This is a genomic window from Plantibacter sp. Leaf314, assembly GCF_001423185.1.
Lineage (GTDB): Bacteria > Actinomycetota > Actinomycetes > Actinomycetales > Microbacteriaceae > Plantibacter.
The window spans coordinates 926,223-952,782 of record NZ_LMOB01000001.1; the positions used below are offsets into that span (position 1 = coordinate 926,223).

20 protein-coding genes and 1 riboswitch are annotated in these 26,560 nt (G+C 68.3%); of the genes, 10 read left to right on the top strand and 10 right to left on the bottom strand.

Features of this window, described 5'->3' with window-relative positions:
* Positions 1 to 151 precede the first annotated feature (151 nt).
* From efeU to efeB, 3 genes are all read left to right on the top strand, one after another.
* Complete coding sequence (gene efeU, locus ASF68_RS04335) at positions 152 to 1,000, top strand: iron uptake transporter permease EfeU (RefSeq protein WP_056007287.1); 849 nt, start codon at positions 152 to 154, stop codon at positions 998 to 1,000.
* Between the two features lie 57 nt (positions 1,001 to 1,057).
* Positions 1,058 to 2,269, top strand: coding sequence for an iron uptake system protein EfeO (efeO, locus tag ASF68_RS04340; protein WP_056007290.1), 1,212 nt, complete (start codon positions 1,058 to 1,060; stop codon positions 2,267 to 2,269).
* A gap of 110 nt (positions 2,270 to 2,379) precedes the next feature.
* Entirely contained in the window at positions 2,380 to 3,711 is a 1,332-nt protein-coding gene (gene efeB / locus ASF68_RS04345) for an iron uptake transporter deferrochelatase/peroxidase subunit (protein WP_056007292.1), read from the top strand.
* A gap of 41 nt (positions 3,712 to 3,752) precedes the next feature.
* On the opposite strand, the gene ASF68_RS04350 is transcribed toward efeB, so the two are convergent.
* The 3 genes from ASF68_RS04350 to ASF68_RS04360 form a co-directional block, all read right to left on the bottom strand.
* Positions 3,753 to 4,184 carry a hypothetical protein gene (locus ASF68_RS04350; protein ID WP_056007294.1) on the bottom strand — a complete coding sequence of 144 codons (432 nt, stop codon included), beginning with the start codon at positions 4,182 to 4,184 and terminating at the stop codon, positions 3,753 to 3,755.
* 70 nt (positions 4,185 to 4,254) lie between these two features.
* A complete protein-coding gene (gene typA / locus ASF68_RS04355; RefSeq protein WP_056007297.1) occupies positions 4,255 to 6,162 on the bottom strand; it encodes a translational GTPase TypA in 1,908 nt (635 codons plus the stop codon).
* A 159-nt stretch (positions 6,163 to 6,321) separates the two neighbouring features.
* Complete coding sequence (locus ASF68_RS04360) at positions 6,322 to 8,046, bottom strand: ABC transporter family substrate-binding protein (protein WP_162239338.1); 1,725 nt, start codon at positions 8,044 to 8,046, stop codon at positions 6,322 to 6,324.
* 296 nt (positions 8,047 to 8,342) lie between these two features.
* On the opposite strand from ASF68_RS04360, the gene ASF68_RS04365 reads away from it, so the two are divergent.
* The 4 genes from ASF68_RS04365 to ASF68_RS04380 are packed head-to-tail and all read left to right on the top strand — an operon-like array spanning position 8,343 to position 13,015.
* Entirely contained in the window at positions 8,343 to 9,326 is a 984-nt protein-coding gene (locus ASF68_RS04365) for an ABC transporter permease (protein WP_056007303.1), read from the top strand.
* 4 nt (positions 9,327 to 9,330) lie between these two features.
* Entirely contained in the window at positions 9,331 to 10,254 is a 924-nt protein-coding gene (locus tag ASF68_RS04370) for an ABC transporter permease (protein WP_082498644.1), read from the top strand.
* Positions 10,217 to 12,352 carry an ABC transporter ATP-binding protein gene (locus ASF68_RS04375; RefSeq protein WP_056007306.1) on the top strand — a complete coding sequence of 712 codons (2,136 nt, stop codon included), beginning with the start codon at positions 10,217 to 10,219 and terminating at the stop codon, positions 12,350 to 12,352. The genes ASF68_RS04370 and ASF68_RS04375 overlap by 38 nt, the downstream gene beginning before the upstream one ends.
* A gap of 48 nt (positions 12,353 to 12,400) precedes the next feature.
* A complete protein-coding gene (locus tag ASF68_RS04380; RefSeq protein WP_157580199.1) occupies positions 12,401 to 13,015 on the top strand; it encodes a hypothetical protein in 615 nt (204 codons plus the stop codon).
* A gap of 79 nt (positions 13,016 to 13,094) precedes the next feature.
* Here ASF68_RS04380 and ASF68_RS04385 read toward each other — a convergent pair whose 3' ends face one another.
* From ASF68_RS04385 to ASF68_RS04400, 4 genes are all read right to left on the bottom strand, one after another.
* Positions 13,095 to 14,846, bottom strand: coding sequence for an ABC transporter ATP-binding protein (locus tag ASF68_RS04385; RefSeq protein WP_056007312.1), 1,752 nt, complete (start codon positions 14,844 to 14,846; stop codon positions 13,095 to 13,097).
* Positions 14,843 to 15,781: an ABC transporter permease gene (locus ASF68_RS04390; RefSeq protein WP_082455862.1), complete on the bottom strand. Its 939-nt coding sequence runs from the start codon at positions 15,779 to 15,781 to the stop codon at positions 14,843 to 14,845. The genes ASF68_RS04385 and ASF68_RS04390 overlap by 4 nt, the downstream gene beginning before the upstream one ends.
* 13 nt (positions 15,782 to 15,794) lie before the next feature.
* Positions 15,795 to 16,727 carry an ABC transporter permease gene (locus ASF68_RS04395; RefSeq protein ID WP_056007318.1) on the bottom strand — a complete coding sequence of 311 codons (933 nt, stop codon included), beginning with the start codon at positions 16,725 to 16,727 and terminating at the stop codon, positions 15,795 to 15,797.
* Between the two features lie 75 nt (positions 16,728 to 16,802).
* Positions 16,803 to 18,425 (bottom strand): ABC transporter substrate-binding protein, encoded by a 1,623-nt coding sequence (locus ASF68_RS04400; RefSeq protein ID WP_056007321.1) that lies wholly within the window; start codon positions 18,423 to 18,425, stop codon positions 16,803 to 16,805.
* 336 nt (positions 18,426 to 18,761) lie between these two features.
* On the opposite strand from ASF68_RS04400, the gene ASF68_RS04405 reads away from it, so the two are divergent.
* Positions 18,762 to 19,571 carry a CPBP family intramembrane glutamic endopeptidase gene (locus ASF68_RS04405; RefSeq protein ID WP_369796416.1) on the top strand — a complete coding sequence of 270 codons (810 nt, stop codon included), beginning with the start codon at positions 18,762 to 18,764 and terminating at the stop codon, positions 19,569 to 19,571.
* An 85-nt stretch (positions 19,572 to 19,656) separates the two neighbouring features.
* Here the strand turns inward: ASF68_RS04405 and gcvP are convergent, their stop codons facing one another.
* Genes gcvP through gcvT form a run of 3 tightly spaced genes read right to left on the bottom strand, consistent with a single transcriptional unit; the run spans position 19,657 to position 24,080 of the window.
* Positions 19,657 to 22,578, bottom strand: coding sequence for an aminomethyl-transferring glycine dehydrogenase (gcvP, locus tag ASF68_RS04410; RefSeq protein ID WP_056007326.1), 2,922 nt, complete (start codon positions 22,576 to 22,578; stop codon positions 19,657 to 19,659).
* Positions 22,578 to 22,952, bottom strand: a complete 375-nt coding sequence (gene gcvH, locus ASF68_RS04415) for a glycine cleavage system protein GcvH (RefSeq protein WP_056007329.1) — start codon at positions 22,950 to 22,952, stop codon at positions 22,578 to 22,580. The genes gcvP and gcvH overlap by 1 nt, the downstream gene beginning before the upstream one ends.
* Positions 22,953 to 22,955: 3 nt before the next feature.
* Positions 22,956 to 24,080, bottom strand: a complete 1,125-nt coding sequence (gene gcvT / locus ASF68_RS04420; RefSeq protein ID WP_056007331.1) for a glycine cleavage system aminomethyltransferase GcvT — start codon at positions 24,078 to 24,080, stop codon at positions 22,956 to 22,958.
* A gap of 160 nt (positions 24,081 to 24,240) precedes the next feature.
* Positions 24,241 to 24,326: riboswitch (glycine riboswitch) on the bottom strand.
* 146 nt (positions 24,327 to 24,472) lie between these two features.
* Here gcvT and ASF68_RS04425 point away from each other — a divergent pair.
* Together ASF68_RS04425 and nadA are read left to right on the top strand one after the other, a co-directional pair.
* Positions 24,473 to 25,255 carry an NrtR DNA-binding winged helix domain-containing protein gene (locus ASF68_RS04425; protein ID WP_056007334.1) on the top strand — a complete coding sequence of 261 codons (783 nt, stop codon included), beginning with the start codon at positions 24,473 to 24,475 and terminating at the stop codon, positions 25,253 to 25,255.
* Positions 25,252 to 26,559 carry a quinolinate synthase NadA gene (gene nadA / locus ASF68_RS04430; protein ID WP_056007337.1) on the top strand — a complete coding sequence of 436 codons (1,308 nt, stop codon included), beginning with the start codon at positions 25,252 to 25,254 and terminating at the stop codon, positions 26,557 to 26,559. Before ASF68_RS04425 ends, nadA begins: the two co-directional genes overlap by 4 nt.
* Position 26,560 lies beyond the last annotated feature (1 nt).

Below are 26,560 nucleotides of genomic sequence, written 5' to 3' on the forward strand. Positions count from 1 at the left end.
GGATAAGGTTAGCCTTACCCAACCGCGTTCCGAAGTCGCAGCGCCCCGCCCGGACCACGGTCCTCGCCCGGCGCGCCCTCGGAAGCCTCCCACCCAGCAACGACGGCCTCCCCCGGGCGACCGCCTGCTCGACGCCCGAAAGTCCGGTCACGTGCTCGCGAACTACCTCATCGGCCTCCGCGAAGGCCTCGAAGCCGGCCTCATCGTCGGCATCCTCGTCGCCTACCTGAACAAGCTCGGCCGACGCGACGTCCTCCTCCGGCTCTGGCTCGGCGTCGCCGTCGCGATCGTCGTCTCGCTCGGCGTCGGCGCGATCCTCACCTGGGGGCCGTACGGGTTGAGCTTCCAGGCGCAGGAGATCCTCGGCGGCGGCCTCTCCATCCTGGCCGTCGGTCTCGTCACCTGGATGATCTTCTGGATGGGCCGCAACGCCCGAGAGCTGAAGCACGACCTCGAGTCCCGACTCGACGCGGCCGTCGCCGGTTCCGCCGTCGGCATCGTGGTCCTCGGCTTCATCAGCGTGGGACGCGAGGGGATCGAGACCGCGCTCTTCATCTGGGCCAGCGTCAACTCCGGCGAGAACGCCGTCGTCGGATCCATCGGGGCCCTCCTCGGCATCCTCACGGCCGTCGTCATCGCCTACCTCATCTACCGCGGCTTCGTCCGGATCAACCTCGGCACCTTCTTCACCTGGACCGGGCTCTTCCTCGTGGTCGTCGCCGCAGGCGTCCTGGCCTACGGGGTGGGCGACCTCCAGGAGGCCGGTGTCATCCCCGGCTGGGGCCAGGCCGCCTTCAACCTCAGCGCCGTCGTCCCGCCCACCAGTTGGTACGGCACCGTCCTCGGCGGCCTCTTCAACTTCACCCCCGCTCCGACCTGGGCACAGTTCATCGCGTGGCTGCTGTACCTGGTCGTCACACTCGTCTGCTTCGTCCGGGTCTCAGGGCTCGGGCGTCGCCGCCCGACCACGGTCACCAACCGCGTCGCGACGAGCGGCTGACGCGGCAGGGCCCACGTTCACACAGCACAGCACCAGCACCTTCCGACAGGAGTCTCCATGCAGCACCGCATCATGACCGGCCTCGCAGGCGCGGGCGTCCTCGCCCTCGCGCTCACGGGCTGCGTCCCGAACAACACGGGCACCGACGCGCTCACCGTCGACATCACGGACGACTCGTGCTCCGTGTCCGTCGCCAAGGCGACGGCGGGCGCCGTGACGTTCTCCATCACGAACAACGGCACCGACGTCAACGAGTTCGAGATCCTCGCCTCCGACAAGCTCCGCATCGTCGGCGAGAAGGAGAACGTCACCCCCGGGCAGACCGTCTCGTACGTGGCGCAGCTGAACCCGGGCACGTACTACACGGCCTGCAAGTTCCAGCTCGTCGGCGCTCCCGTCGGCCTCGCCGAGTTCACCGTCAGCGGTGAGAACGCCGCCGTGTCGAAGGACGAGCAGGAGCTCACCGACCAGGCTGTCACGAACTACGTCGCGTACATCAAGTCGCAGGTCGCCGAGCTCGTGCCGCAGGTCAAGGCGTTCACCGACGCCTACGCGGCCGGCGACGACGAGACCGCCCGCGCACTCTTCGCCTCGACCCGCGTCTCCTACGAGCGCATCGAGCCGACCGCCGAGGCCTTCGGCGACCTCGATCCGAAGATCGACTACCGCGAGGTCGACGCCGTCGCCGAGGGCCTCGACTGGACGGGCTTCCACCGGATCGAGAAGGACCTCTGGCCGCCGGCAGCAGACGCCCTCAACTCCGACGGGACGAGCGCCCTCATGGACTGGACCGCGTCCACGCCTGAGCAGCGTCAGCAGTTCGCCACCGGACTCGTCGACGACGTCCAGCAGCTCTTCGACCTCGTCTCCGAGAAGGACTTCACCGTGAGCCTCGGCGACATCTCGAACGGCGCCATCGGCCTCCTCGACGAGGTCGCCGTCGGCAAGATCTCCGGTGAGGAGGACTGGTGGTCGCACACCGACCTCTACGACTTCGCCGCGAACGTCCAGGGCGCCGAGGTGGCCTTCGGCAACGTGAAGGACATCGCCGCCGGCAAGGGCGACGCCGGCACGAAGCTCGTCGGCCAGATCGAGACGGAGTTCACGGCACTGCAGGACCTGCTCGCGAAGTACGGCAGCCTCGACAGCGGGTTCGTGAGCTACGACACCGTCACCGAGGACCAGCGCAAGGAACTCTCCGACCAGGTCAACGCCCTCTCCGAGCCGCTCTCGCAGCTCACCCACACGGTGCTCGGCGTCGCCGAGTAGACCGCACCGGGCCCGCCGCCGTCGCGGCACACCGGGCCGGAACGACTCAGAGCATTCTGGGGGTTCCGGCCCCGCGGTCTTCCAGCCACCCCTGAATAGCATGAGGTCCGATGACCGAGCAGACTCCCCCCACCAGTCCTGAACCCGAGGCACCGTCCTCTCCGACGGACGACACCCCACGGCGGGGTCTCTCGCGTCGGGCGCTCTTCGGCCTGGCCGGAGCCGGGGCCGCCGGACTCGCGGCAGGCGCCGGCGCGACGGTCGCGATCACCGCGGCCGCGACGGCCTCGGCGAGCAGCGCGGGCGTCACCACCGTGTACCCGTTCGCCGGAGCGCACCAGAGCGGGATCACGACGCCGGCTCAGGACCGGCTGCACTTCGCCGCCTACGACGTGTCGGCGGGCACCACCAGGGAGGAACTCATCGAGCTGCTCCAGGACTGGAGTGTCGCCGCGGCACGGATGACGCAGGGGCAGGAGGTCGCGGCGGGTGGCGCCGTCGACGGTTCCCCGCTCGCTCCCCCGGTCGACACCGGAGAGGCGCTCGGGCTCCCCGCGAGTGGACTCACGATCACCTTCGGGTTCGGTCCCACCCTCTTCGCCGCGGAGGACGGCACGGACCGCTTCGGCATCGCCGACCGTCGGCCACCCGAGCTGCAGAAACTGCCCCGGTTCACGGGCGACAACCTGCAGGCCGGCCTCACCGGCGGCGACCTCTGCATCCAGGCGTGCGCCGACGACCCACAGGTCGCCGTCCACGCGATCCGCAACCTGAGCCGCATCGCGTTCGGACGCGCCTCCATCCGCTGGTCGCAACTCGGCTTCGGTCGGACGTCCTCCACCTCCACGAGCCAGGTCACCCCGCGCAACCTGTTCGGCTTCAAGGACGGCACCGCCAACGTGAAGTCCGAGGAGACGAAGACGGTCGAAGCGCAGGTGTGGGTGCAGGACGGCGACACGGCCAGTTGGCTGAGCGGCGGCTCCTACCTCGTCGTCCGCAAGATCCGCATGATCATCGAGACCTGGGACCGCGCGCAGCTCCAGGAGCAGGAGCGCGTCATCGGCCGGAGCAAGGGCGAGGGCGCTCCGCTGTCGGGCGGCAAGGAGTTCACGGAACCCGACTTCGCCGCGGTCGGCGCGACGGACCAGCCGCTCATCGACAAGCACTCCCACGTGCGCCTGGCGCACCCGACCCAGCTCAAGGGCACGAAGCTCCTCCGGCGCGGGTACAACTTCGTCGACGGCAACGACGACCTCGGGCGGCTGAACGCCGGCCTGTTCTTCATGTCGTACCAGCGCTCACCGCAGCAGTTCATCGACGTGCAGCGTGCCCTCGCGACGGACGCGCTCAACGAGTACATCAAGCACGTCGGTTCCGCGATCTTCGCCGTGCCCCCGGGCGCGAGCACCGACGGCTGGGTGGGCGAGACGCTCTTCGCGTAGCGTCCGTCGGGCCAACCCCGGACACTGAGCCGGTCGACGTGCTACTTGACGGTCACGGTGTAGAGGATGCTGTCGGCCGAGGCCACGAGCTTCACGTCGTAGGCCGTCGTCGACAGGGTCACGATCGAACCGTCGCCGTTCGCGATCTCCCCGTCGATCGTGAAGCCGGCCGCGACGAGGGCGTCCTTCGCGGCCGTCGCGGCGTCCGTCGCCTGCACGGTGACGACGAAGGTGTCCTTGCCATCGACCGTGCCGCGACCGCCGTTGACCGTGCCCTCCACGACCGGGACGGCGTCCGTCGGATAGCCGTCCGGCAGGCCCTCATCGAGGTTGACGTCGAAGTCCCCGCCGGTCGCGTCTCGGATGCCCTGCTCGACCGAGTCCTTCACGGTCGATTCGATGACGCTGCACCCGGCGAGCGTGGGAGCGAGGACGAGGGCGGCCAGCAGGGCGAGGGAGGCGGGTCGGCGCATGCCATCAGCTTAACGAGCCGACGCCCGGTCTTCCTGGGAGGACCGGGCGTCGGCGATGCGAACGTGCTGCCTACTCGGACTGCTTCTTGAGACGCGAGTAGCTGCGCTGGCGGGCCTGAGCGTCGAGCTCGACCTTGCGGATGCGCACGTGCTCGGGCGTGACCTCGACGCACTCGTCCTCACGGGCGAACTCGAGGCTCTCCTCGAGGGTGAGGACGCGCGGCGGCGTCATCGACTCGAAGTTGTCCGCGGAGGACTGACGCATGTTGGTCAGCTTCTTCTCCTTGGTGATGTTCACGTCCATGTCGTCGTTGCGCGAGTTCTCGCCGATGACCATGCCCTCGTAGACCTCTTCGGTCGGCTGGACGAAGAACGACATGCGCTCCTGCAGGGCGATGATCGCGAACGGCGTGACCACACCGGAGCGGTCGGCGACGATCGAGCCGTTGTTGCGCGTCGTGATCGCACCGGCCCACTCGCCGTAGCCGTGTGCCAACGCGTTGGCGATACCCGTGCCGCGCGTGGCGGTGAGGAACTCGGAGCGGAAGCCGATGAGGCCGCGCGACGGGACGATGAACTCCATGCGCACCCAACCGGTGCCGTGGTTCGCCATGTTCTCCATGCGGCCCTTACGAGCGGCGAGGAGCTGGGTGATCGCGCCGAGGTGCTCCTCGGGTGCGTCGATGGTCAGGTGCTCGTACGGCTCGTGGACCTTGCCGTCGATGCGCTTGGTGACCACCTGCGGCTTGCCGACGGTGAGCTCGTAGCCCTCGCGACGCATCTGCTCGACGAGGATGGCGAGCGCGAGCTCTCCACGACCCTGGACCTCCCAGGCGTCGGGGCGGCCGATGTCGAGGACCTTGAGCGAGACGTTACCGATGAGCTCGCGGTCGAGGCGGTCCTTGACCATGCGTGCGGTGAGCTTGTGGCCCTTGACCTTGCCCATGAGCGGCGAGGTGTTGGTCCCGATGGTCATCGAGATGGCCGGGTCGTCGACCGTGATGGCCGGGAGGGCGCGGACGTCCTCGGGGTCGGCCAGCGTGTCGCCGATCATGATGTCGGCGAAACCGGCGACGGCGACGATGTCGCCGGGGCCGGCGCTCTCGGCCGGGTAGCGGTCGAGGGCCTTCGTGATCATGAGCTCGGTCACGCGCACGTTGTGGACGTCGCCGTCGTGGCGGACCCAGGCGACCGTCTGGCCCTTCTTCAGCGTGCCGTTGAAGATGCGCAGGAGCGCGAGGCGACCGAGGAACGGCGAGGCGTCGAGGTTGGTGACGTGCGCCTGCAGCGGGTGCTCGTCGTCGTACTGCGGAGCCGGGATGTGCTCGAGGATCGCTGCGAACAGCGGCTCGAGGTCTTCGCTGTCGGGCAGTTCGCCGTTGGCGGGCTTGTTGGACGACGCGCGGCCGGCCTTGCCCGAGGCGTAGACGACCGGGACGTCGAGGACGGCGTCGAGGTCGAGGTCGGGGACGTCGTCGACCATGTCGCTCGCGAGACCGATGAGGAGGTCCTGGCTCTCGACGACGACCTCGTCGATGCGGGCATCGGGACGGTCGGTCTTGTTGACGAGCAGGATGACGGGCAGCTTGGCCTCGAGCGCCTTGCGGAGCACGAAGCGGGTCTGCGGGAGGGGGCCCTCCGAGGCGTCGACCAGCAGCACGACGCCGTCGACCATGGAGAGGCCGCGCTCGACCTCACCACCGAAGTCGGCGTGGCCCGGGGTGTCGATGACGTTGATCGTGATCGGGCCGTCGGTGGCGTGTTCGCCCTTGTACGAGATCGCCGTGTTCTTGGCGAGGATGGTGATGCCCTTTTCGCGCTCGAGCTCATTCGAGTCCATGGCGCGTTCTTCGAGGTGGGCGTGTTCGGCGAAAGAGTTGGTCTGTCGCAGCATGGCGTCGACGAGGGTCGTCTTGCCGTGGTCAACGTGGGCCACGATCGCGACATTGCGCAGATCGGAACGAGTGGCGAGCGCCATAAAAGGGTGGCTTCCTTCAAGTGGATGGGATTCGGGCACGATGGTGCCGACGGACCATCATACCGCAGGCGACCTCTCCAGCGCCTGAACGCCGACGGGCACCGGCGGAGGACCGCCGATGCCCGTCGTTCCGAGGCTCAGGTGAGCCCCTTGTGTCGCCTAGTTCTTCCAGCCCACGTTCTTCCAGTCGATGGTCTCGAACTGGGTCGGGCCGTAGTTCACGAGACCGGTCTTGACGCCGTAGGTGTACGGCACCGGGAACAGCGGGATCGTCGTCGCAAGGGCGACGATCTTCTTGTCGATCTCCTTCGCGATCTCGAGACGCTTCTGCGGGTCGAGCTCGGCGTTCGCGCTCGCCCACAGCTCGCCGAGCGAGTCGTCGGTGACACCGGGGAAGTTCTGCCCGGAGTCAGCCGGGTAGAAGATCGACTCCGTGCTGGAGATCGGGAACGCGGTGCCCTGCCAGGCGAAGCTCACGGCGTCGAAGTCGCGGGTCTCGGTGGTGACGTACTTCGTGAAGAAGTCGTCGGCCGGGACCGTGTCGATCTGCAGGTCGAAACCGGCTTCCTTCACCTGGGCCTGCACCTGCTGCGAGGTCTCGGCCGAGACCGGGTTCTCGGAGTCGATGACGTAGCGGATGGTCAGCTTCTTGCCGTCCTTCTCACGGATGCCGTTGCTGCCCTCGGTCCAACCGGCGTCCTCGAGCTGCTTCTTGGCGGCGTCGATGTCGTAGCCGAGCACCTTCGAGGCGTCGTCCTCGTAGCCGTCCTGGCCGGGGAGGAAGATGAGGTTGTTCAGCAGGTCGGTCGGGGCGTCGATTGCCGCCAGGCGGGACTCGGCGATGGTCTTGCGGTTGATCGACTTCGCGAACGCCTGACGGACCTCGGGGTCACTCAGGACCTCGGACGTGCCGTTCAGCGTGATGTGGTTGTAGTTCGTGCCACGTGACCGCTGGATCTGGGCGTCGCTGCGCTTCTGAGCCGTCTGGTAGTTGTCGGCGTTCGAGCCGATGCTGAAGACGTCGATCTCGCTGTTCGAGAACGCCTGGGCGAGACCCGCACGGGAGACCTGCTTGAAGATGATGTTGTCGAGCTTCGGCTTGTCGCCCCACCACTTCGGGTTGGGCTCGAAGGTCACGACCGCACCGGTCTGGTCGATCTTGCTCACGATGTACGGACCGCCGGACACGTAGGTGGTGCCGTCGGCGGCGTAGGGACCGGTCGCCCAGAGGGTGTTGAAGGACTCGGGCGTCGCGCCGAGCCACTTCGGCCAGATGTTGCCGAGGATGGAGGGCCAGTCGGCGTTCTTGTTCTTGAACGTGATGAGGACGTCCTGCGGGCTGTCGCCGGCCGTGACGGACTCGATGTCCTTCCAGACGTTCGTCGCGGTGGGCGCGTACGCGGGGTCGACGCCGTTGAGCGACTTCCACGTCGCGGCGAAGTCGTCGACGCTCATCGCCGTACCGTCCGACCAGACGGCGTCGGGGTTGATCTTGACCTCGACGACCTGCGGGTCCTCGGTCTTCAACTCGACGGAGGTCGCGAAGTCGGGGTTCGCCTCCCAGGTGCCGTCTTCCTTGATGTTGATGAACGACGGCGTGTAGAGGTTGCTGAGGAACTGGTCGTCGACGGTGCCGCTGTCGAGGTTGTACAGGTTCCAGTTCGCGGGGATCGCGTCGACCGCGAGGTTGAGCGTGCCGCCCTGCGCGATCTGGTCGGCGTCCGCTCGCTCCCAACCGGTACCGGACAGCTCGATCGGCTTCGCGGTGGAGCCGCCTCCGCCTGAACCGCCGCCGGTGCAAGCCGTCAATGCGAGGGCGACGATCGAGACGCCGGCGAGGATCATCCCGCCGCGGCGCCGCGATCCCTGTGTTCTGGAACTCATCGAGATCCACCTTTCGTGACGTGTTACTGCACGAGCCCGCACCGATGCGGAGCGGAAGGCGCGCAGGCCAATGTGGACCATCTTGCACCCGCTCCGACGATCCCCCACAAGTGGGCACGAATTGTTACCGTTTCGATTTCTCGACGGCACGAGCCGGAAACATACGTTTCGTTTCCTGAGAACACGCGTCGTTTTCTGATTCCCCGCGGTTGGGGGTTACAGTGTCTCCACCCCACGAGGGGAGCACAGCTGACGGGACGACGCGGTCCCCGTCCACGACTTCGCAAGGCTGGTACATGATCGGGTTCATTGCACGGCGGTTGGTCAACTACCTGTTCCTCTCCGCGATCGCCACCATGCTCGGCTACGTCCTCGTGAGCATGACCCTCCAGCCCTCGGCCCGGTTCCTCGGCAAGAACCCGCCCATCCCCCAAGCCTCGATCGACGCCGCGCTGGACAAGATGGGCGTCAACCCGAAGGTGCCGTTGCTCGAGCGCCTCTGGGACTGGGTGACGCACCTCGTGACCACCGGCTCCCTCGGGGTGAGCACCCGCGGGACGCAAGTGACGGCGGACATCTTCGAGCGGTCGGGCACGAGCCTCCGGTTGCTCGTCATCGGCACGATCCTCGGCGCGGTCATCGGCGTCGCCCTCGGCGTCTGGGGCGCCGTCCGCCAGTACCGGGCCAGCGACCAGATCATCACCTACGCCTCGTTCACGATCCTGGCGATGCCGGTGTTCGTCATCGGCGTCGTGCTCATGATCCTGGCGACGACGCTCAACCAGACGGTTGGCACGAACATCATCAACTTCACCGGCGAGTACACCGCCGGCCTCCAAGGCGGCTTCTGGACCCAGCTCGGCGACCGGGCCATGCACCTGCTCCTCCCCACCATCACCCTGACCGTCGGCGCCGTCGCCTCCTACTCCCGGTACCAGCGGAGCGCGATGCTCGACGTGATGAGCGCCGACTACATCCGCACCGCCCGGTCGAAGGGTCGCACCCGCGGCTCGGCGATCATCCGACACGGCGTCCGCGTCGCCCTCATCCCGATGTCCACCTTCTTCGCCTACTCGTTCGGGCTCATCCTCACGGGTGCCAGCGTGACCGAGAACGTGTTCAGCTGGCACGGCATGGGCGAGTACCTCCTCACCAGCGTCTCGAACTCGGACATCAACGCCGCGGCCGGGACCATCCTCTTCACCTCCATCCTCGTCCTCATCGCCGGAACGCTCTCCGACGTGATCTATGCGGCGCTCGACCCGAGAGTGCGGGTGTAACGACATGGCACTGACCGACCCAACGACGCTGACCGTCGGTGAACCCGAGACGATGCGCGGCGCACCCAAGCGCCCGCAGTCACGTGGTCGCACGATCCTCCGGAAGGTGCTCGCCACGAAGCGCGCACGCATCGGTGGCGGCGTCCTGCTCTTCATCATCCTGTGGGCCTTCATCGGACCGCTGCTGTCCCCGTGGTCCTTCACCGACCAGGACGGCCTCGCCTTCAGCCAGCCGCCGTCGCTCGACCACTGGTTCGGCACGAACAACATCGGCCAGGACGTGTACGCGCAGACCCTCGTCGGGCTGCAGAAGTCGATCGTCATCGGACTCATCGTGGGACCGGGGGCGGCCATCATCGCCGGGCTCGTGGGCGCGATCGCCGGCTACGTCGGCGGCGTCTGGGACAAGGCGATCGTCTGGTTCATCGACCTCCTCCTCGTCATCCCCGGCTTCTTCCTCCTCGTCCTGCTGAGCCCCGCGTTCAAGTCGCTCTCCTGGCTCGCCCTCGTGGTGTTCCTCGTGCTCTTCGGATGGATGGTGCTCGCCCGGGTGATCCGCGGACAGACGATGTCCCTGCGGGAGCGCGAGTACGTCAAGGCTGCTCGGTTCATGGGCGTCCCCGGGTTCACCATCATCCGTCGGCACATCATCCCGAACGTCGCCAGCCTCCTCATCATCGACGCTACCCTCGGCATCGGAGCGGCGATCCTGTCCGAGACGACCCTGAGCTTCTTCGGCTTCGGCGTCCAGGCACCCGACGTCTCCCTCGGCACCCTGCTGGCCGCGGGCGCGAGTGCTGCCGTCACCCGCCCCTGGCTGTTCGTCTTCCCCGCAGCGATCCTCGTCATCACCGTGCTCGCGTCGAGCCTGCTCGGCGACGCCCTCCGCGATGCCATCGACCCGACCTCAGGAGCCAACCGTGACTGACCCCCAGGCGGCCGAGCCGCTCCTCCAGGTCCGCGACCTCAGCGTCACCTTCCCGAACGCCGGAACACCGGTGCACGCCGTCCGCGGCGTGTCCTACGACGTCCACCGGGGCGAGTTCCTCGGGATCGTCGGCGAGTCCGGCTCCGGCAAGAGCGTGTCGTCGATGGCCGTCATGGGCCTGTTGCCGACCAACGCGCAGGTCAGCGGCAGCATCCGGTACGACGGGGTCGAGCTGCTCGGGCAGTCCGACCGCGAACTGTCGCGGATCCGGGGCCGCGACATCGCGATGATCTTCCAGGACCCGCTCTCCGCGCTGACCCCGGTGTACACCATCGGCCAGCAGATCGCCGAGGGACTCCGACTGCACGACTCCGCACTCTCCCAGCGGGCCGCCGAGACGCGCGCGGTCGAACTCCTCAAGATCGTCGGGATCCCGAACGCCGAGCGCCGGGCGAAGTCCTTCCCCCACGAGTTCTCGGGCGGCATGCGGCAGCGGGCGATGATCGCGATCGCGATCGCGAACGACCCGCAGCTCATCATCGCCGACGAGCCCACCACCGCACTCGACGTGACCATCCAGGCGCAGATCCTCGAGGTGCTCCAGGAGGCGAAGGACATCACCGGCGCCGCCGTCGTCCTCATCACCCACGACCTCGGTGTCGTCGCCGGCAACGCCGACCGCGTCGCCGTCATGTACGCCGGCCGCATCGTCGAGACGGCACCGGTCGTGCCGCTGTTCCGCGAGCCACTCATGCCGTACACGATCGGCCTGCTCCGGTCGATGCCCAACATGGCGGCGAACCAGCAGGAGCGGCTCGTCCCCCTCGAGGGTCGTCCCCCGCTGCTGACGAAGGTCCCGACCGGTTGCCCGTTCGCCCCGCGCTGCCCGATCGCCGTGGCCGCGTGCCTCGAGGGCGAACCGGCACTCCTCCCCGTGCTCGACGGCCCGGCCACCGATCCAGCAACCTCCATCGAGCACACTGCCGCGTGCATCCGCGCCGGCGAGATCGCGGACGGATCGTTGCTCCGCCCCGACATCTTCCCCCGGCCGGACGAGGTGCCGGAGGAACTCGTCGCCGAGGTCGCCCCCGAGACCGTCCTCGACGTCAAGGACCTCACCCGCGCCTTCCCGCTCACGAAGGGCGTGGTCTTCCGTCGCAACATCGGCACCGTCCGCGCCGTCGACGGCGTCTCCTTCAGCGTCCAGCGCGGCCGCACGCTCGGCCTCGTCGGCGAGTCGGGTTGTGGGAAGACCACGACCATCATGGAGATCCTCGAGCTCGCCCGGACGCAGGGCGGCACCATCCACGTGAACGGCGTCGACACCGCCACCCTCTCGAAGCCCGACCGCAGGAAGTTGCGCAGCGACATCCAGGTGGTCTTCCAGGACCCGATGGCCTCGCTCGATCCGCGGATGACGATCGAGGACATCATCGGCGAACCGCTGACCGTGCACGGGGTCTCGTCCGCCGAGATCCGGAACCGGGTCGGTGCCATGCTCGAACTCGTCGGCCTCGAGCCGTCCTTCGCCGGCCGGTACCCGCACGAGTTCTCCGGTGGCCAACGGCAGCGCATCGGCATCGCCCGTGCGCTCGTCGTCGAGCCGAAGATCCTCGTCCTCGACGAGCCGGTGTCAGCACTCGACGTCTCCGTCCAGGCCGGCGTCATCAACCTCCTCGAGGACCTCAAGCAGCGACTCGGCCTGTCCTACCTCTTCGTCGCGCACGACCTCGCCGTCGTCCGCCACATCGCCGACGACGTCGCGGTCATGTACCTCGGCCGCATCGTCGAGTACGGGCCGAGTGCGACGATCTTCGCCGACCCCAAGCACCCGTACACCCAGGCGCTCCTCTCGGCCGTGCCGGTGCCCGACCCCGAGCTCGAACGCAGCCGGCAGCGGATCCTGCTGAACGGCGACCTCCCCTCCCCCAGCGACGACCGCGTGGGCTGCAGCTTCCGCAGCCGCTGCCCGCTGTACCAGCTCCTTCCGGCGGACAAGCAGTCGGTCTGTGAGCAGGATGATCCGCGTGAGCGTCCCGTCGACGGTCGCCTGGTCGCGTGCCACCACGCGGAGAGCGATCGACTCGTCACCGCCTGACGGACGCGGCCGACGACCACGGGTCGGCGGCCTGGAAGGATGGACGACGTGAACGACGCGACGAACGCCCGCAACCGGACCACCCTGAGGAGCACCAGCGGCTACTGGATCCTCGGGGTCACCGCCCTCCTCATGGTCTTCTTCATCATCGACGCCGTGGGCCGCGGCGCCTGGGGGTTCGCCCTCCTGGCGCTGCCCTGGGAGCTGCTCGTCGTCTGGCTGGTGTACCTGGTCCTCGTCCGCCCCTGCATCGTCATCGAGCCCGAGCGGCTGACGATCGTGAACGTCGGTCGGCTCCACGAGATCCCCTGGCCTCGCCTGGAGGAGGCGACGAGCCGGTACCAGCTCACCGTGCTCCTGCGCGACGGTCGGAAGATCACCAGCTGGGGTGCGCCGAGCGCCGGCCTCGACCGCCCCTCCCTGACCGGCGGTCGCGGACGACGGGACGTCGACCACCAGGAACGCGCCTCGGGCGTCCGCCGACCAGGACGGGCGGGCAACGAGGGCCCCTCGGCCGTCGACCTCATCGACCGGGCGCACGAGCGCTGGGGGAAGATCGACCCGGCCGACACGCGCCTGGCCGCCTCACGGTGGGACGTCGTCGCCCTCGGAGTCACCGCCGCGCTGGTGGTCTGGGGCGCCGCCTCGGCGCTCCTCGGCTGACCCTCCGGCCCATCCCGGGAACGACGAAGGGCGGTGCTGCGGATCGCTCCGCGGCACCGCCCTTCGGCGTGACGGCTCGTTACAGCGCGAGCTCGATCCCGGCGCCGGGGATGGCGTCGAGGAGTTCACGCGTGTACTGCTGCTTCGGGTTCTCGAAGACGTCGTCCGTGGTCGACGCCTCGACGATCTTCCCCTTCTGCATGACCGCCACGTTGTCGGCGATCACCCGCACGACCGCGAGGTCGTGGGTGATGAAGAGGTACGTCAGCTGCAGTTCCGACTGGAGGTCGGCGAGCAACTGCAGGATCTGCGCCTGCACGAGCACGTCGAGCGCGGACACGGCCTCGTCGAGGACCACGATCTCCGGCTTCAACGCGAGCGCCCGGGCGATCGCGATGCGCTGACGCTGACCACCCGAGAGCTCGTTCGGGTAGCGCGTCGCGACCGACTGCGGCAGCGACACCTGGTCGAGGAGCTCCAGGACGCGTGCGCGCCTGGAGGCCTTGTCGCCGACCTTGTGGGTCTGCAGCGGCTCCGAGATGGTGTTACCGATGTTGCGCAGGGGGTCGAGCGAACCGTAGGGGTCCTGGAAGACCGGCTGCATCGTCCGGCGCAGCGCGAGGAGACCCTTGCGGTCGAGTCCCTCCATCGCCTTCCCGCCGATGCGGATGCTGCCCGAGGTCGGTGTCTCGAGCTGCAGGAGGAGCTTCGCGACGGTGGACTTCCCCGAACCGGACTCCCCGACGAGCGCCATGGTGGTGCCCTTCGGGATCTGGAACGAGACGCCGTCCACGGCCTTCAGCTCACTCGCCTGGCCCTTCTGACCACGGATCTTGTAGACCTTCTCGAGGTCGTCCACGACGATCGCCGGCTCCACCTTCGCGAGGTCGAGCTGTGCCGCCGCACGATGCTCGGCGGCGACGATCAGGTCGATCCCCTCCGAGCCGACCGGAGCCTCGTGCTCGAGCGTCTCGAGTGGCCCGGTCGCGGACTGGATCCGCCGCGAGGCGAGGCTCGGCGCTGCGGCCACCAGGCGCTGCGTGTACGGGTGCACCGGGTTCTGCAGGATCTCGACCGAGGGACCGGCCTCGACGATCTGCCCCTTGTACATGACGATGAGCTTCTCGGCGCGTTCGGCCGCGAGGCCGAGGTCGTGCGTGATGAAGAGCAACGCCGTGCCGCTGTCGCGCGTCAGGCTCTCGAGGTGGTCGAGGATCTTCCGCTGCACGGTCACGTCGAGCGCCGAGGTGGGCTCGTCCGCGATCAGCAGCTTCGGGCTCGAGGAGAGACCGATGCCGATGAGCACGCGCTGCCGCATGCCGCCGGAGAACTGGTGCGGGAACTGCTTCAGGCGACGGTCGGCGTCGGAGAGACCGGCCTGCTGGAGGACCTCGATCGCCTTCGCCCGCACGGCCTGCTTGCCCTCGGCGATGCCGTTGGCGCGGATGGCCTCCTCGACCTGGAACCCGATGTTCCAGACCGGGTTGAGGTTCGACATCGGGTCCTGCGGCACGAAGCCGATCAGGCGACCGCGGACGTCCTCGATCTCCTTGCGCGGGAGCTTCGAGAGGTCGCGACCCTCGAAGAGGATCTCACCGCCCGTGATCTTGCCGGTCCCGGGGAGGAGGTTGATGATGGCGTGCGCCGTCGTCGACTTCCCGGATCCCGATTCGCCGACGATCGCGACCGTCTCGCCGGGCATCATCGTGAAGCTGGTCTTGCGGATGGCCTGCACGGTGCCGCTCTGCGTGCGGAACCCGACCTCGAGGTCCTTGACCTCGAGGAGCGGCTGCCCGGTGCGTGCACCGGCCTGGGGTGTGGGGGTGCTCAACGGAGTGCCCTCGCCTTCGGGTCGAGTGCATCACGCAGGACCTCGCCGAGCATGATGAAGCTGAGCACGGTGAGCGAGAGCGCGATGGACGGGTAGATGAGCACCTGCGGAGCGGTCCGCAGGTCGCGCTGCGCCTGGGAGATGTCCGCGCCCCACGAGATCGACTCGGATCCGAGTCCGACGCCGAGGAACGACAGGGTCGCCTCCGCGACGATCGCCGAAGCGAGCGACAGCGTGATGACGACGATCACCGGGGCGATCGAGTTCGGTAGGACGTGACGCACGAGGATGCGGAACCGCGAGACGCCGAGGGCGATCGAGGCCTGCACGTAGTCGGCGTTCTTGACCCGCAGGATCTCGGCACGCAGGACTCTCGCGACACTCGGCCAGACGAACAGACCGACCGCGAGCGAGATGGTCCAGACGCTCCGGTAGGCGGCGAGGGCCGACATGACGACGACGGCGGCGAGGATGTACGGGATCGAGAAGAAGATGTCGCCGATGCGGGAGAGCACCGAGTCGACCCAACCGCCGTAGAAGCCCGACAGCGCGCCGAAGCTGATACCGAGCACGCAGACGATCGCCGTGACGATGAGGCCGACCGCGAGCGACGTGTTCGCGCCGAAGATGACCCGCGAGTAGATGTCGCAGCCCTGCTTCGTGAACCCGAGCGGGTGCGCGAGCGACGGGTCGCCGAGGCTGTTGTCGAGGTTGCAGCTGCGCGGGTCGACCTGCGAGAACAGGCCGGGCAGGAGCGACACCACGACGACGAGGACGATGAGCACCGCCGAGATCCAGAACATCGGCTGACGGCGCATGTACGCCCAGGCGTCGGTCCAGAGGTTGCTCGGCTTCTCGTCGACCTTGACGGCGTCGATCACCGCGAGCGGCGTCTCCTCCAGCGGGGCGACGAAGTGCGTGGATGAACGCTTCATCTGTGGTTCCTGATCATGACTTGACATAGCGGATCCTCGGGTCGAGCACGGCGTACAGCAGGTCGACCAGCAGGTTGACGAGCAGGTAGACGAGCACCATCACGGTCACGAAGGACACGACGGTGGGTCCTTCGCCACGGATGATCGCCTGGTAGAGCGTCCGGCCGACGCCGGGCACGTTGAAGATGCCCTCCGTGACCGTCGCTCCGACGATGAGCACACCGAAGTCGACCGCCAGGTAGGTGACGACCGGGATCAGCGAGTTGCGGAGGATGTGCACCGGGATGATCCGGCGGCGGCTGAGGCCCTTCGAGGCCGCGGTGCGCACGAAGTCGAGCGACTGGGTCTCGATCACGGCACCGCGGGTCAGGCGGGTGATCTGCGCGAAGCTGATCGTCGCCAACACGAGTGCCGGGAGTAACAGGTCTTGTATCGGCGCACCGGCACCGACCGTGACCCGGAACCAGCCGAGCTGGATGCCGAAGACGAACTGGGCGATGAACGCGACCACGAAGACCGGCAGGGAGATGAGGATGAGGCTCACGACGAGGAACGACGCGTCGAAGATGCCGCCCTTGCGGAGGCCGGAGACGAGGCCGATCGTGATGCCGGCGACCATCTCGAAGAAGACGGCGAGGACGGCGAGACGCAGCGTGACCGGGAAGGTCTGCGCGAGGATCTCGGCGACCGGCTGACCGGAGAACGAGGTGCCGAGGTCGCCCGTGAGGATGCCGCCGAGGTACAGCAGATACTGCACGATGAACGGCTTGTCGAGGTTGTACTCCGCGCGGAGCTGCTCGAGGACGGCCGGGCTCGGCGTCCGGTCGCCGAAGAGCGCGAGGATGGGGTCGCCCGGGAGCGCGAACACCATGAAATAGATGAGGAACGTCGTACCGAGCAGGACCGGGATGGCCTGCAGGATGCGGCGGAGGATGTAATTGCCCAAAGCGGGACTCCTGAACTCGTGAAAACTGGGTGGGCCCGGAAGAACCGGACCCACCCAGTTGTGCCGTCTACAAGATTACTTGGTGATCTCGTAGTAGAGAGGCACGGAGTTCCAACCGAACTGGACGTTCTGGACGCCCTCGCCGAATCCACCGCTCACGTTCTGGTACCAAAGCGGGATGGCGGGCAGGTCCTTGAACAGGACCTCCTGAGCTTCCTGGAACTTCTTGTTCGCGGCGTCGAGGTCGGACTCGGCAGCACCCTCGGAGAGGAGCTTGTCGAACTCGGGGCTCGAGTAGTCACCGTCGTTCGAGGAGGCGCCGGTCGCGTACAGCGGGCCGAGGAAGTTGTACAGACCCGGGTAGTCGGCCTGCCAACCGCTGCGGAACGCGGTCTGGATCTGACGGCTCGTGATGCTCTCACGGAAGTCACCGAAGACCGCGACCGGAACACCGGAGGACTCGATGCCGAGGGTGTTCTTGATGTTGTTCGTCACGGCGTCGACCCAAGCCTGGTGCGGGCCGTCGGCGTTGTAGGCGATCTGGAAGGAGCCGTCCCACGGGGAGATGGCGTCAGCCTTGGCCCAGAGTTCCTTGGCCTTCTTGTCGTCGTTGGTCAGCACCTCGTTGCCGGGGATGTCCTTCGAGTAGCCGTCGATGACGGGCGAGGTGAAGTCGGTCGCCGGGGTGCGGGTGCCCTCGAAGATGACGTCGGTGATCTGCTTGCGGTTGATCGCGTAGGAGATCGCCTGACGACGCAGCTCGCCTTCCTCGCCGCTGAAGTGCGGGAGGCGGGACGGGATGGTGAAGGACTGGAACACGGCGGCGGGCTGGTTCACAGCGCGGTCGCCCAGGTCGTCCTGGAAGGTGGAGATCGCGGAGTCCGGGATCTGGTCCAGGACGTCGAGGTTGCCACCGAGGAGGTCGGCGTACGCTGCGTCGAAGCTGGCGTAGAAGTTGATCGTCACGCCACCGTTCTGCGGCTTACGACCACCGTTGTACTCGTCGTTGGTGACGAGGGCGATGGACTCGTTGTGCTTCCACGCCTTCTCACCGTCGAGCTTGTACGGGCCGTTGCCGACCGGGTTCTGACCGAAGTCGGCCGTGACCTTGCCGGCCTCGTCGAACGCCGACTTGGGCAGCGGGTAGAACGAGGAGTAGCCGAGGCGCAGCGGGAAGTCCGAGCGAGCCTCGTTGAGCTCGACCGTGAAGGTCGTGTCGTCGACGACGTTGAGGCCGGTGAGGGGCTGGTCGGCGTCGTAGCTGAAGCCCTTGATGTCCTCGAAGAAGTAGCTGTTCTTGCGCGCGTTCGAGAGGAGCGCGGCGTCCTGCCAGGCGTTCACGAACGACTCGGCGTCGACCGGGTCACCGTTGGTGAACTTCTGGTCGGGCTTGATCTTGATCGTGAAGGTGATCGAGTCGTCGGTCTCGATGGACTCGGCGAGGTCGTTGACCGGCTTGCCCTTGGCGTCGTAGTAGACGAGGCCCGCGAAGATCTCGTCGAGGATCTTGCCGCCACCCACCTCGTTGGTGTCGCTGGGGATGAGACCCGACTCCGGCTCGGAGCCGTTGGTCGTGATGATGGCGGATGTGTTGCCGCTGGTGCTCTCGCTGCTGGAACCGCCACCGGAACATCCGGTGAGGACGAGAGCCCCTGCTGCGATGATGGCGGCGGCAGAGCCGAACCGACTGAACTTCACAGTTCCTCCTTGGGGAAAGGGCAAGCGAAACCGGCGCATCGTGTGCGCTGGACCGCTCTTTGAATACTCTGACGATAAGTTGAAGCAGGACGACGAGCAAACTGGGACGCCAAACGTTACACAGCGGTAACCGAATCGGAGGATTGTTGCTCGCGGACGAGTTTCCGTGCACGTATCCCGCCCGCGACGCAAGAGAACGACGCTGATCGCAAAACTCGTGCGAGCGGACTCCGGCCGCGGATACGAATCGTAAGCCCGCCCGCCGATGGCGTCCGAGACGCGGGCGTTCAGATGCTATGCGGTGCGCACGAAGCGAGGAGCCCGCACAATGGACCGGTGAACGAGCAGAACGCGACCGTGCAACAGCCGGACCTCCCCGAACGGTCGCCGGTCGCGCGCCGCTGGTGGGAGATCGGGATCGTCCTCGCGCTGAGCCTCGGCGCGTCTGCGGTGTACTCCGTCATCTCGCTCATCGCGAAGCTCACCGCGGGGCCGCCGCTCGCCGACCAGTCGGCGGCCATCAACACGACGCAGGCGACCCGGGAGTGGCTCGACTTCAGCTACCAGTTTCTCGGGCTGTTCTTCCAGCTCGCGCCCGTCGCGCTCGTCATCTATCTGCTCTGGCAACCGGGGCGAAGCGGTTTCACCCGCATGGGACTCGACCTCCGCGCACCAGGACGCGACCTCGGACGTGGCGCGCTGCTCGTCGCCGCGATCGGCATCCCCGGTATCGGGGTGTACGCGCTCGGCCGGGCGCTCGGGGTCACGGTCGCGGTGTCGACCTTCCCCGACACCATGTACTGGTGGACGATCCCGATGCTCGTCTTCTCCGCGCTCCGCGCCGGGCTGCAGGAGGAGGTCATCATCATCGGGTACCTGTACACCCGGCTGCGCGAGATCGGATGGGGGTGGTGGACGATCATCCTCTCGACCGCCGTCCTGCGCGGGAGCTACCACCTGTACCAGGGCATCGGACCGTTCTTCGGCAACGTCGCCATGGGGATCGCGTTCGGCTGGTGCTACAAGCGCTGGGGCCGGGTGATGCCGCTCGTCGTCGCGCACACGATCATCGACGTGATCTCCTTCGCCGGATTCCCCCTGGCGGTCGCCTGGTGGCCGGGCATCTTCGCCCCGACCTCGTCCTGACCGACGACCTGCCTGTCCTCGGACGAACGGGGACTCCCCCGCCCACGACGGGGCGAGGGAGTCCTCGTTCGACGGTGCGCTCCGCCTAGGCGAACGCCTCGGGCGGCGGGCAGGCGCACACGAGGTTGCGGTCGCCGTACGCCTGGTCGATCCGGCGGACCGGCGGCCAGTACTTCGTCCGCACCAGCGTGTGCACGGGGTACACGGCGAGCTCACGCGAGTACGCGTGGGTCCACTCCCCCTCGATCACCGACTGCGCCGTGTGCGGCGCCCCGACGAGCGGGTTGTCGTCGGCCGGCCACTCGCCAGCTGCGACGGCGTCCGCCTCGGCCTTGATCGCGATCATCGCGTCCACGAAGCGGTCGACCTCGGTGAGGTCCTCGCTCTCGGTCGGCTCGACCATGAGCGTCCCCGCGACGGGGAACGACATCGTCGGCGCGTGGAAGCCGTAGTCGACGAGGCGCTTGGCCACGTCGTCCACCGTGATCCCGGTCGTCTCCTTGAGCGGGCGGAGGTCCAGGATGCACTCGTGCGCGACCAGGTCGCTGTCGCCCGTGTAGAGGACCGGGTAGTGGTCGCGGAGCCGTGCGGCGATGTAGTTCGCGGCGAGCACTGCGGCACCCGTCGCCTCACGGAGGCCCTCCGAGCCCATCATCCGGACGTAGGCCCACGAGATCGGCAGGATGCTCGGGCTGCCGTAGGGCGCCGCCGAGATCGGGCCGCCCGCGTGCACGACGGTGCCACCGCCGAGCAGCGGGTGCTCGTCGCGCTGGGCGAGCGGGTGCCCGGGGAGGAACGGAGCGAGGTGCGCCTTCGCGGCGACCGGGCCGACGCCCGGACCACCGCCGCCGTGCGGGATGCAGAACGTCTTGTGCAGGTTCAGGTGCGAGACGTCGCCACCGAACTCGCCGAAGCGCGCGTACCCGAGCAGGGCGTTGAGGTTCGCACCGTCGACGTAGACCTGGCCGCCGGCGTCGTGGACCGCCTGCGTGATCGTCTTCACCTCGTGCTCGTATACGCCGTGGGTCGACGGGTAGGTGATCATGAGGGCTGCGAGGGACTCGGCGTTCGACGCGATCTTCGCGCGGAGGTCGTCGAGGTCGACGTTGCCCTGCTCGTCACAGGCGACGACGACGACGCGCATGCCGGCGAGGACCGCGGAGGCCGCGTTCGTGCCGTGCGCGCTCGACGGGATCAGGCAGACCGTGCGCTGCTCGTCGCCGTTCGCGCGGTGGTAGCCACGGATCGCGAGCAGACCCGCGAGCTCCCCCTGGCTGCCAGCGTTGGGCTGCAGCGAGACGGAGTCGTAGCCGGTGACCTCGGCGAGCCACGTCTCGAGCTGGTCGACGAGTTCGAGGGAACCGGCCACGTCCTCCCGCGGCGCGAACGGGTGGAGTCCGGCGAACTCCGGCCAGGTGACCGCTTCCATCTCCGTCGCCGCGTTGAGCTTCATCGTGCACGAACCGAGCGGGATCATCCCCCGGTCGAGCGCGTAGTCGCGGTCCGCGAGCTGCTTGAGGTACCGCATCATGGCGGTCTCGGAGTGGTGCGTGTTGAACACCGGGTGCGTCAGGTACCCGGTCTCGCGGGCGAGCGCGGCCGGGTACGCCGACACGGCTCCCGGTCCGAAGGCCGAGGCGGACGAGGCCTCGTCGAAGACGTACGCGGACGGCTCGCCGGCCGTGGCCGCCCCGGCGGTCGTGAGGACCTCGACGAGGGTCGGGACGACGCTCTCCTGGGCACTCACCTCGTCGAAGCTCATCGAGACGGTCGTCTCGTCGACGGCCCACAGCAGGAGGCCGCGGTCGTGCGCTCCGGCCACCACCGCCGCGCTGTCGTCGACGCGGACCTGCAGCGTGTCGAAGTACTGCTCGGTGAGCACCTCCACCCCCGCGGACTGCAGGAGGTGTGCCGCGGTCGCGGTCGCCGCGTGGACCGACTGCGCGATCCGCTTGAGCCCGGCGGGGCCGTGGTAGACGGCGTACATCGCGGCCATGACGGCCAGCAGGACCTGCGCGGTGCAGATGTTGCTCGTCGCCTTCTCGCGGCGGATGTGCTGCTCGCGGGTCTGCAACGTGAGCCGGTAGGCGGGGTGACCCGCCGCGTCCTGGCTGACGCCGACGAGCCGTCCTGGCATCTGTCGCTCGAGTCCCTTGCGGACCGCGAGGTACCCGGCGTGCGGGCCGCCGAAGCCCATGGGGACCCCGAAGCGCTGCGTCGTGCCCACGGCGATGTCCGCACCGAGGGAACCGGGCGAGGAGATCAGCGTCAGGGCGAGGAGGTCCGCCGCCACGACGGAGACACCGCCACCGGCCTTCACCGCCGCGAGGACCGCGGACGGGTCCCAGACGAGTCCGGAGGCTGCGGGGTACTGCACGAAGACGCCGAACGCGGCCGGCAGGTCGGTCGGTGCGGTGCTCGAGAGCGGCAGCTCGACGAGGTCGATGCCGACCGCTTCGGCACGGCTGTGGAGGAGCGCCTTGGTCTGCGGGTAGGCGTCGGCGTCGACGATGAAGGTCGTCTCGGCGAGCTTCGAGGCGCGACGGGCGAGCAGCATCCCTTCGACGACGGCCGTGCTCTCGTCGAGCATCGAGGCGTTCGCCGTGTAGAGGCCCGTGAGGTCGGACACCATCGTCTGGAAGTTGATGAGCGCCTCGAGGCGCCCCTGCGAGATCTCCGGCTGGTACGGCGTGTAGGCGGTGTACCACGAGGGGTTCTCGAGCACGTTCCGCTTGATGACCGCGGGCGTGATCGTGTCGAAGTACCCGAGGCCGATGAGGCTCCGGTTCACCGTGTTGCGGCCCGCGAGTTCACGGAGTTCCGCCAGCGCGGCGCGCTCGCTCGCGGCGGCGGGGATGCTCGACGACGCCAGTTCCGCTGCCGTGATGGCCGACGGGACGGCTGCCGACAGCAGCTCGTCGACGCTCGCGTACCCGACCGCTGCGAGCATGGTCGCCTGGGCGTCGGTGTCGGTCCCGATGTGCCGATCTGCGAACCGGTCCGCCATCACTCGCCCACCAGCTTGCTGTAGTCGTCCCAGCTGAGCAGCGTGTCGGGCAGTGCGTCGTAGCGCACCGAGACGAGCCAACCGGCGCCGAACGGGTCGCTGTTCACGAGCGACGGGTCGTCGACGACGGCGTCGTTCGCCTCGACGACCTCTCCGTCGAGCGGTGCGAACAGCTCACCGACGGACTTCGTGGACTCGATCTCGCCGACGACGGTGCTCGCGGAGAGCGCCGCACCGACGGCCGGCAGGTCGACGAACACGACGTCGCCGAGCTTCTCTGCGGCGTAGTCGGTGATGCCGATGACGGCGAGATCGCCCTCGACGCGGATCCACTCGTGCTCGGCGGTGTACTTGAGGGTGGTCTTGTCGGCCATGGGTTACTTCTCTCTCGAATAGAAGGGGAGCGTGGTGACGGTCGCGGGGATCCGCGTGCCGCGGACGTCGAGGTCGAGCACGGTGCCCGGCTCGGTGTGGTCGGGGTGCACGTAGGCCATCGCGATCGGGTGCCCGAGGGTCGGCGACAGCGCGCCGCTCGTGACCTCGCCGACGACGTCGTCGCCGGCCAGGACGGCGTAGCCGGCGCGACCCGCGCGACGGCCCTCGGAGACGAGCCCGACGAGCACGCGTGCGTCGGCGGGCGGGCCGGCCTCGATCGCGTCGCGCCCGACGAAGGAGCCGTGCTTGGCGAGCGCGACCACGCGGCCGAGCCCGGCCTGCACCGGCAGCATGTCCGGGCCGAGTTCGTGACCGTAGAGCGGCATGCCGGCCTCGAGGCGGAGCGTGTCGCGGCTGGCGAGTCCGGCAGGAACGAGGCCGAGCGGCGTTCCGGCGGCGACGATCGCGTTCCACAGCTCCACGGCGTCAGCGGCGTCGACGTACAGTTCGAAGCCGTCCTCGCCCGTGTACCCGGTGCGTCCGATGAAGACGGTGCCGTTCTCGAAGGAGGCACCGGTCGCGCGGTAGTACTTGACCTCGTCGAGCGAGGGCAGTTCGTCGAGGACGTGCAGTCCCTCGGTCGCCTGCAGGATGGCGCGCGAGGCGGGGCCCTGGACCGCGATGAGTGCGATCTCATCGCTGCGGTCGACCACGGCGAGGTGTTCGAAGGCGGCTGCGCGCTCCGTGAGCGCGGCGACGGCCGCCTCCCGGTTGCCGGCGTTCGCCACGACGAGGTATTCGTGCCCACCATTGCGGTAGACGACGAGGTCGTCGATGATGCCGCCCGCCTCGTTCAGCAGCAGCGAGTACTTGGCCTGCAGCAGCTCGATCGCCGAGAGCCGACCGGCGAGCGCCTGGTCGAGGAAGGCGGCGGCGTCCTCGCCGACGACCTGGATCTCGGCCATGTGCGAGATGTCGAAGATCCCGGCCGCCGTGCGGACGGCGTGGTGCTCGGCGAGGTCGCTCGAGTAGCGCACGGGCATCTGCCAGCCCGCGAAATCGGTGAAACTCGCGCCGGCGGCTTCGTGGACGGCGTACAGCGGGCTGGTTCGTTCGGGGTCGGTCACGAGTTCTCCGGGGTCGCGTGGTGCGCTGCGGACGCCTACCGGCGTCCGTTGGGAACTCCCCCTCTGTCATTGGCCTGAGAGCTTCGCGGGGCCGATGGCGCGGGCCCTGCTTTCACCGTCGGCGAGCGCGCCAGGAACGTGCGCTGCTTTCCAGAGTGGCCAGTCCGATGCGGTACAGGACCTGAGAGATTGGCGGGGAGGCTTGCTCCTTCGGTGCCGGCGTACCGGCTCTCCCGCATCGTGTTTGCGGCCCGATGTTCGATTAGAGCGCCAGCATATCGCGAGTCGCCGACGAAGCGGGGGCATCTGTTCAGGTACGGTATACACTAAGTCCCAGGCGAGTAAGTGTCAGGTGAACCATAAGACGCTGCAGCCCCGATCCAGGAGCCACCATGCAGCGCACCACGACGCCCGCGGAGCACGACGCGACGCCCGTCGAGCTGGCCGTCTCGACGGTGATCTTCACCCTGCGGGCCGACGACGGCTTCGGGGCCGGCGACGCGACGCCCGCCATCTGGCTCCCGCTCGTGCGCCGGATTCGGGAACCGTACGACGGACGCTGGGCGCTGCCCGGCGGACCACTCGGGGCGGCGCAGTCCCTCGCCGACGCCGCGGCGTCCACCCTTGAGGCGACCACGTCACTCCGCCCGCGGTACCTCGAACAGCTCTACGCCTTCGGCGACCTCGACCGCTCCCCCGCTGAACGCGTCGTCTCGATCGTCTACTGGGCCCTCGTCGGATCCGAGGAGGCGAAGCGCACCCACCTCGGGCAGAACGTGCGCTGGTTCCCCGCCGACGCGCTGCCGCCACTCGCGTTCGACCACCGGGAGATCGTGGAGTACGCGCTCTGGCGCCTCCGCAACAAACTCGAGTACAGCCACATCGCCCACGCCTTCCTCGGCGACACCTTCACCCTCACGGAACTCCGCGAGGTGCACGAGGCCGTGCTGCAGAAGCAACTCGATCCGGCCAACTTCCGTCGCCAGGTGGAGGCGTCCGGCCTGGTGCTCGCGACGGACGCGCTCCGGACGGGTGGCCGGCACCGCCCGGCACGGCTGTACCGCTGGACCCAGCCGATCGCCCGACCGGACACGCCGGCAGCGTCCCGTCCGGCGAGCGCCCGCACCTCGAACACCCCCACCACCCCCCGAGCGACGTCCCAGGAGCCAGCATGACGATCACCGCATCCGTCGACGACACCATCCAGCAGATCACGGAGGGCACGTCGGACGGCGCGACCTGCGCACCGGAGCTCGCGGCGGGTCCGTGGGTCTTCGACCTGCAGCCGCCGAGCTACGGCCCGGGAGCGTCCATGGGCGACGTCATCCCGACCGGCTCACCGCGTCAGGGGCAGTTGCCGGTCGCCTACCGCGACGCCGCCCCCGAGGACCTCCACCGACGCATCGTCGCCGCGAAGGAGACCCTCGGCGACCGCGTCGTCATCCTCGGGCACTTCTACCAGCGCGACGAGGTCGTGCAGCACGCGGACTACATCGGCGACTCCTTCCAGCTGGCGAACGCCGCCAAGGCCCGCACCGAGGCAGAGGCGATCGTCTTCTGCGGCGTGCACTTCATGGCCGAGACGGCCGACCTCCTGTCGGGGCCGGATCAGGCGGTGATCCTGCCGAACCTCGCTGCCGGGTGTTCCATGGCCGACATGGCGGACATCGACCAGGTCGAGGAGGCCTGGGAGGCGCTCGAGGCGCTGTACGGGACCGAGCCGGACGCCGACGGCCGCGTGCCGGTCATCCCGGTCACCTACATGAACTCCTCCGCCGCGCTGAAGGGGTTCTGCGGAAGGCACGGCGGGATCGTCTGCACCTCGAGCAACGCGGAGACCGTGCTGCGGTGGGCGTTCGAGCGCGGCCAGCGGGTGCTGTTCTTCCCCGACCAGCACCTCGGGAGGAACACCGCCAAGAAGCTCGGTGTGCCGTTGGAGCGGATGCCGATGTGGAACCCGAACCGTCCGCTCGGCGGCAACGAGGCACCGGCGCTGACCGAGGCCCAGGTCATCCTGTGGCACGGGTTCTGCTCCGTCCACAAGCGGTTCACCGTGGACCAGATCGACCGGGCGCGCGCCCAGCACCCCGGAGTGCGGGTCATCGTGCACCCCGAGTGCCCGATGCCGGTGGTCGACGCGGCCGACGAGGCGGGCTCGACGGACTACATCCAGAAGGCGATCGCGGCGGCACCGGACGGCACGACCTTCGCCGTCGGCACGGAGATCAACATGGTGCAGCGTCTGGCGGCGCAGTTCCCGCAGCACACGATCTTCTGCCTCGACGACGTGATCTGCCCGTGTTCGACGATGTACCGCATCCACCCCGGCTACCTCGCCTGGGTGCTCGAGGGACTCGTCAGCGGTGAGGTCCTCAACCGCATCACGGTCTCCGACGACGTCGCCGTGCCCGCGAGGCTGTCGCTCGAGCGCATGCTCGCCGCGAAGCCGCCGGCGACCACCGTGCCGCAGGTCGGCTGAC

Bases quoted from the DNA above. Each gene is read 5' to 3' on its own strand.
- efeO (WP_056007290.1), top strand. From the start codon at position 1,058: ATGCAGCACCGCATCATGACCGGCCTCGCAGGCGCGGGCGTCCTCGCC.
- efeB (WP_056007292.1), top strand. From the start codon at position 2,380: ATGACCGAGCAGACTCCCCCCACCAGTCCTGAACCCGAGGCACCGTCC.
- ASF68_RS04350 (WP_056007294.1), bottom strand. From the start codon at position 4,184: ATGCGCCGACCCGCCTCCCTCGCCCTGCTGGCCGCCCTCGTCCTCGCT.
- typA (WP_056007297.1), bottom strand. From the start codon at position 6,162: ATGGCGCTCGCCACTCGTTCCGATCTGCGCAATGTCGCGATCGTGGCC.
- ASF68_RS04360 (WP_162239338.1), bottom strand. From the start codon at position 8,046: ATGAGTTCCAGAACACAGGGATCGCGGCGCCGCGGCGGGATGATCCTC.
- ASF68_RS04365 (WP_056007303.1), top strand. From the start codon at position 8,343: ATGATCGGGTTCATTGCACGGCGGTTGGTCAACTACCTGTTCCTCTCC.
- ASF68_RS04370 (WP_082498644.1), top strand. From the start codon at position 9,331: ATGGCACTGACCGACCCAACGACGCTGACCGTCGGTGAACCCGAGACG.
- ASF68_RS04375 (WP_056007306.1), top strand. From the start codon at position 10,217: ATGCCATCGACCCGACCTCAGGAGCCAACCGTGACTGACCCCCAGGCG.
- ASF68_RS04390 (WP_082455862.1), bottom strand. From the start codon at position 15,781: ATGAAGCGTTCATCCACGCACTTCGTCGCCCCGCTGGAGGAGACGCCG.
- gcvP (WP_056007326.1), bottom strand. From the start codon at position 22,578: ATGGCGGACCGGTTCGCAGATCGGCACATCGGGACCGACACCGACGCC.
- gcvH (WP_056007329.1), bottom strand. From the start codon at position 22,952: ATGGCCGACAAGACCACCCTCAAGTACACCGCCGAGCACGAGTGGATC.
- ASF68_RS04425 (WP_056007334.1), top strand. From the start codon at position 24,473: ATGCAGCGCACCACGACGCCCGCGGAGCACGACGCGACGCCCGTCGAG.
- nadA (WP_056007337.1), top strand. From the start codon at position 25,252: ATGACGATCACCGCATCCGTCGACGACACCATCCAGCAGATCACGGAG.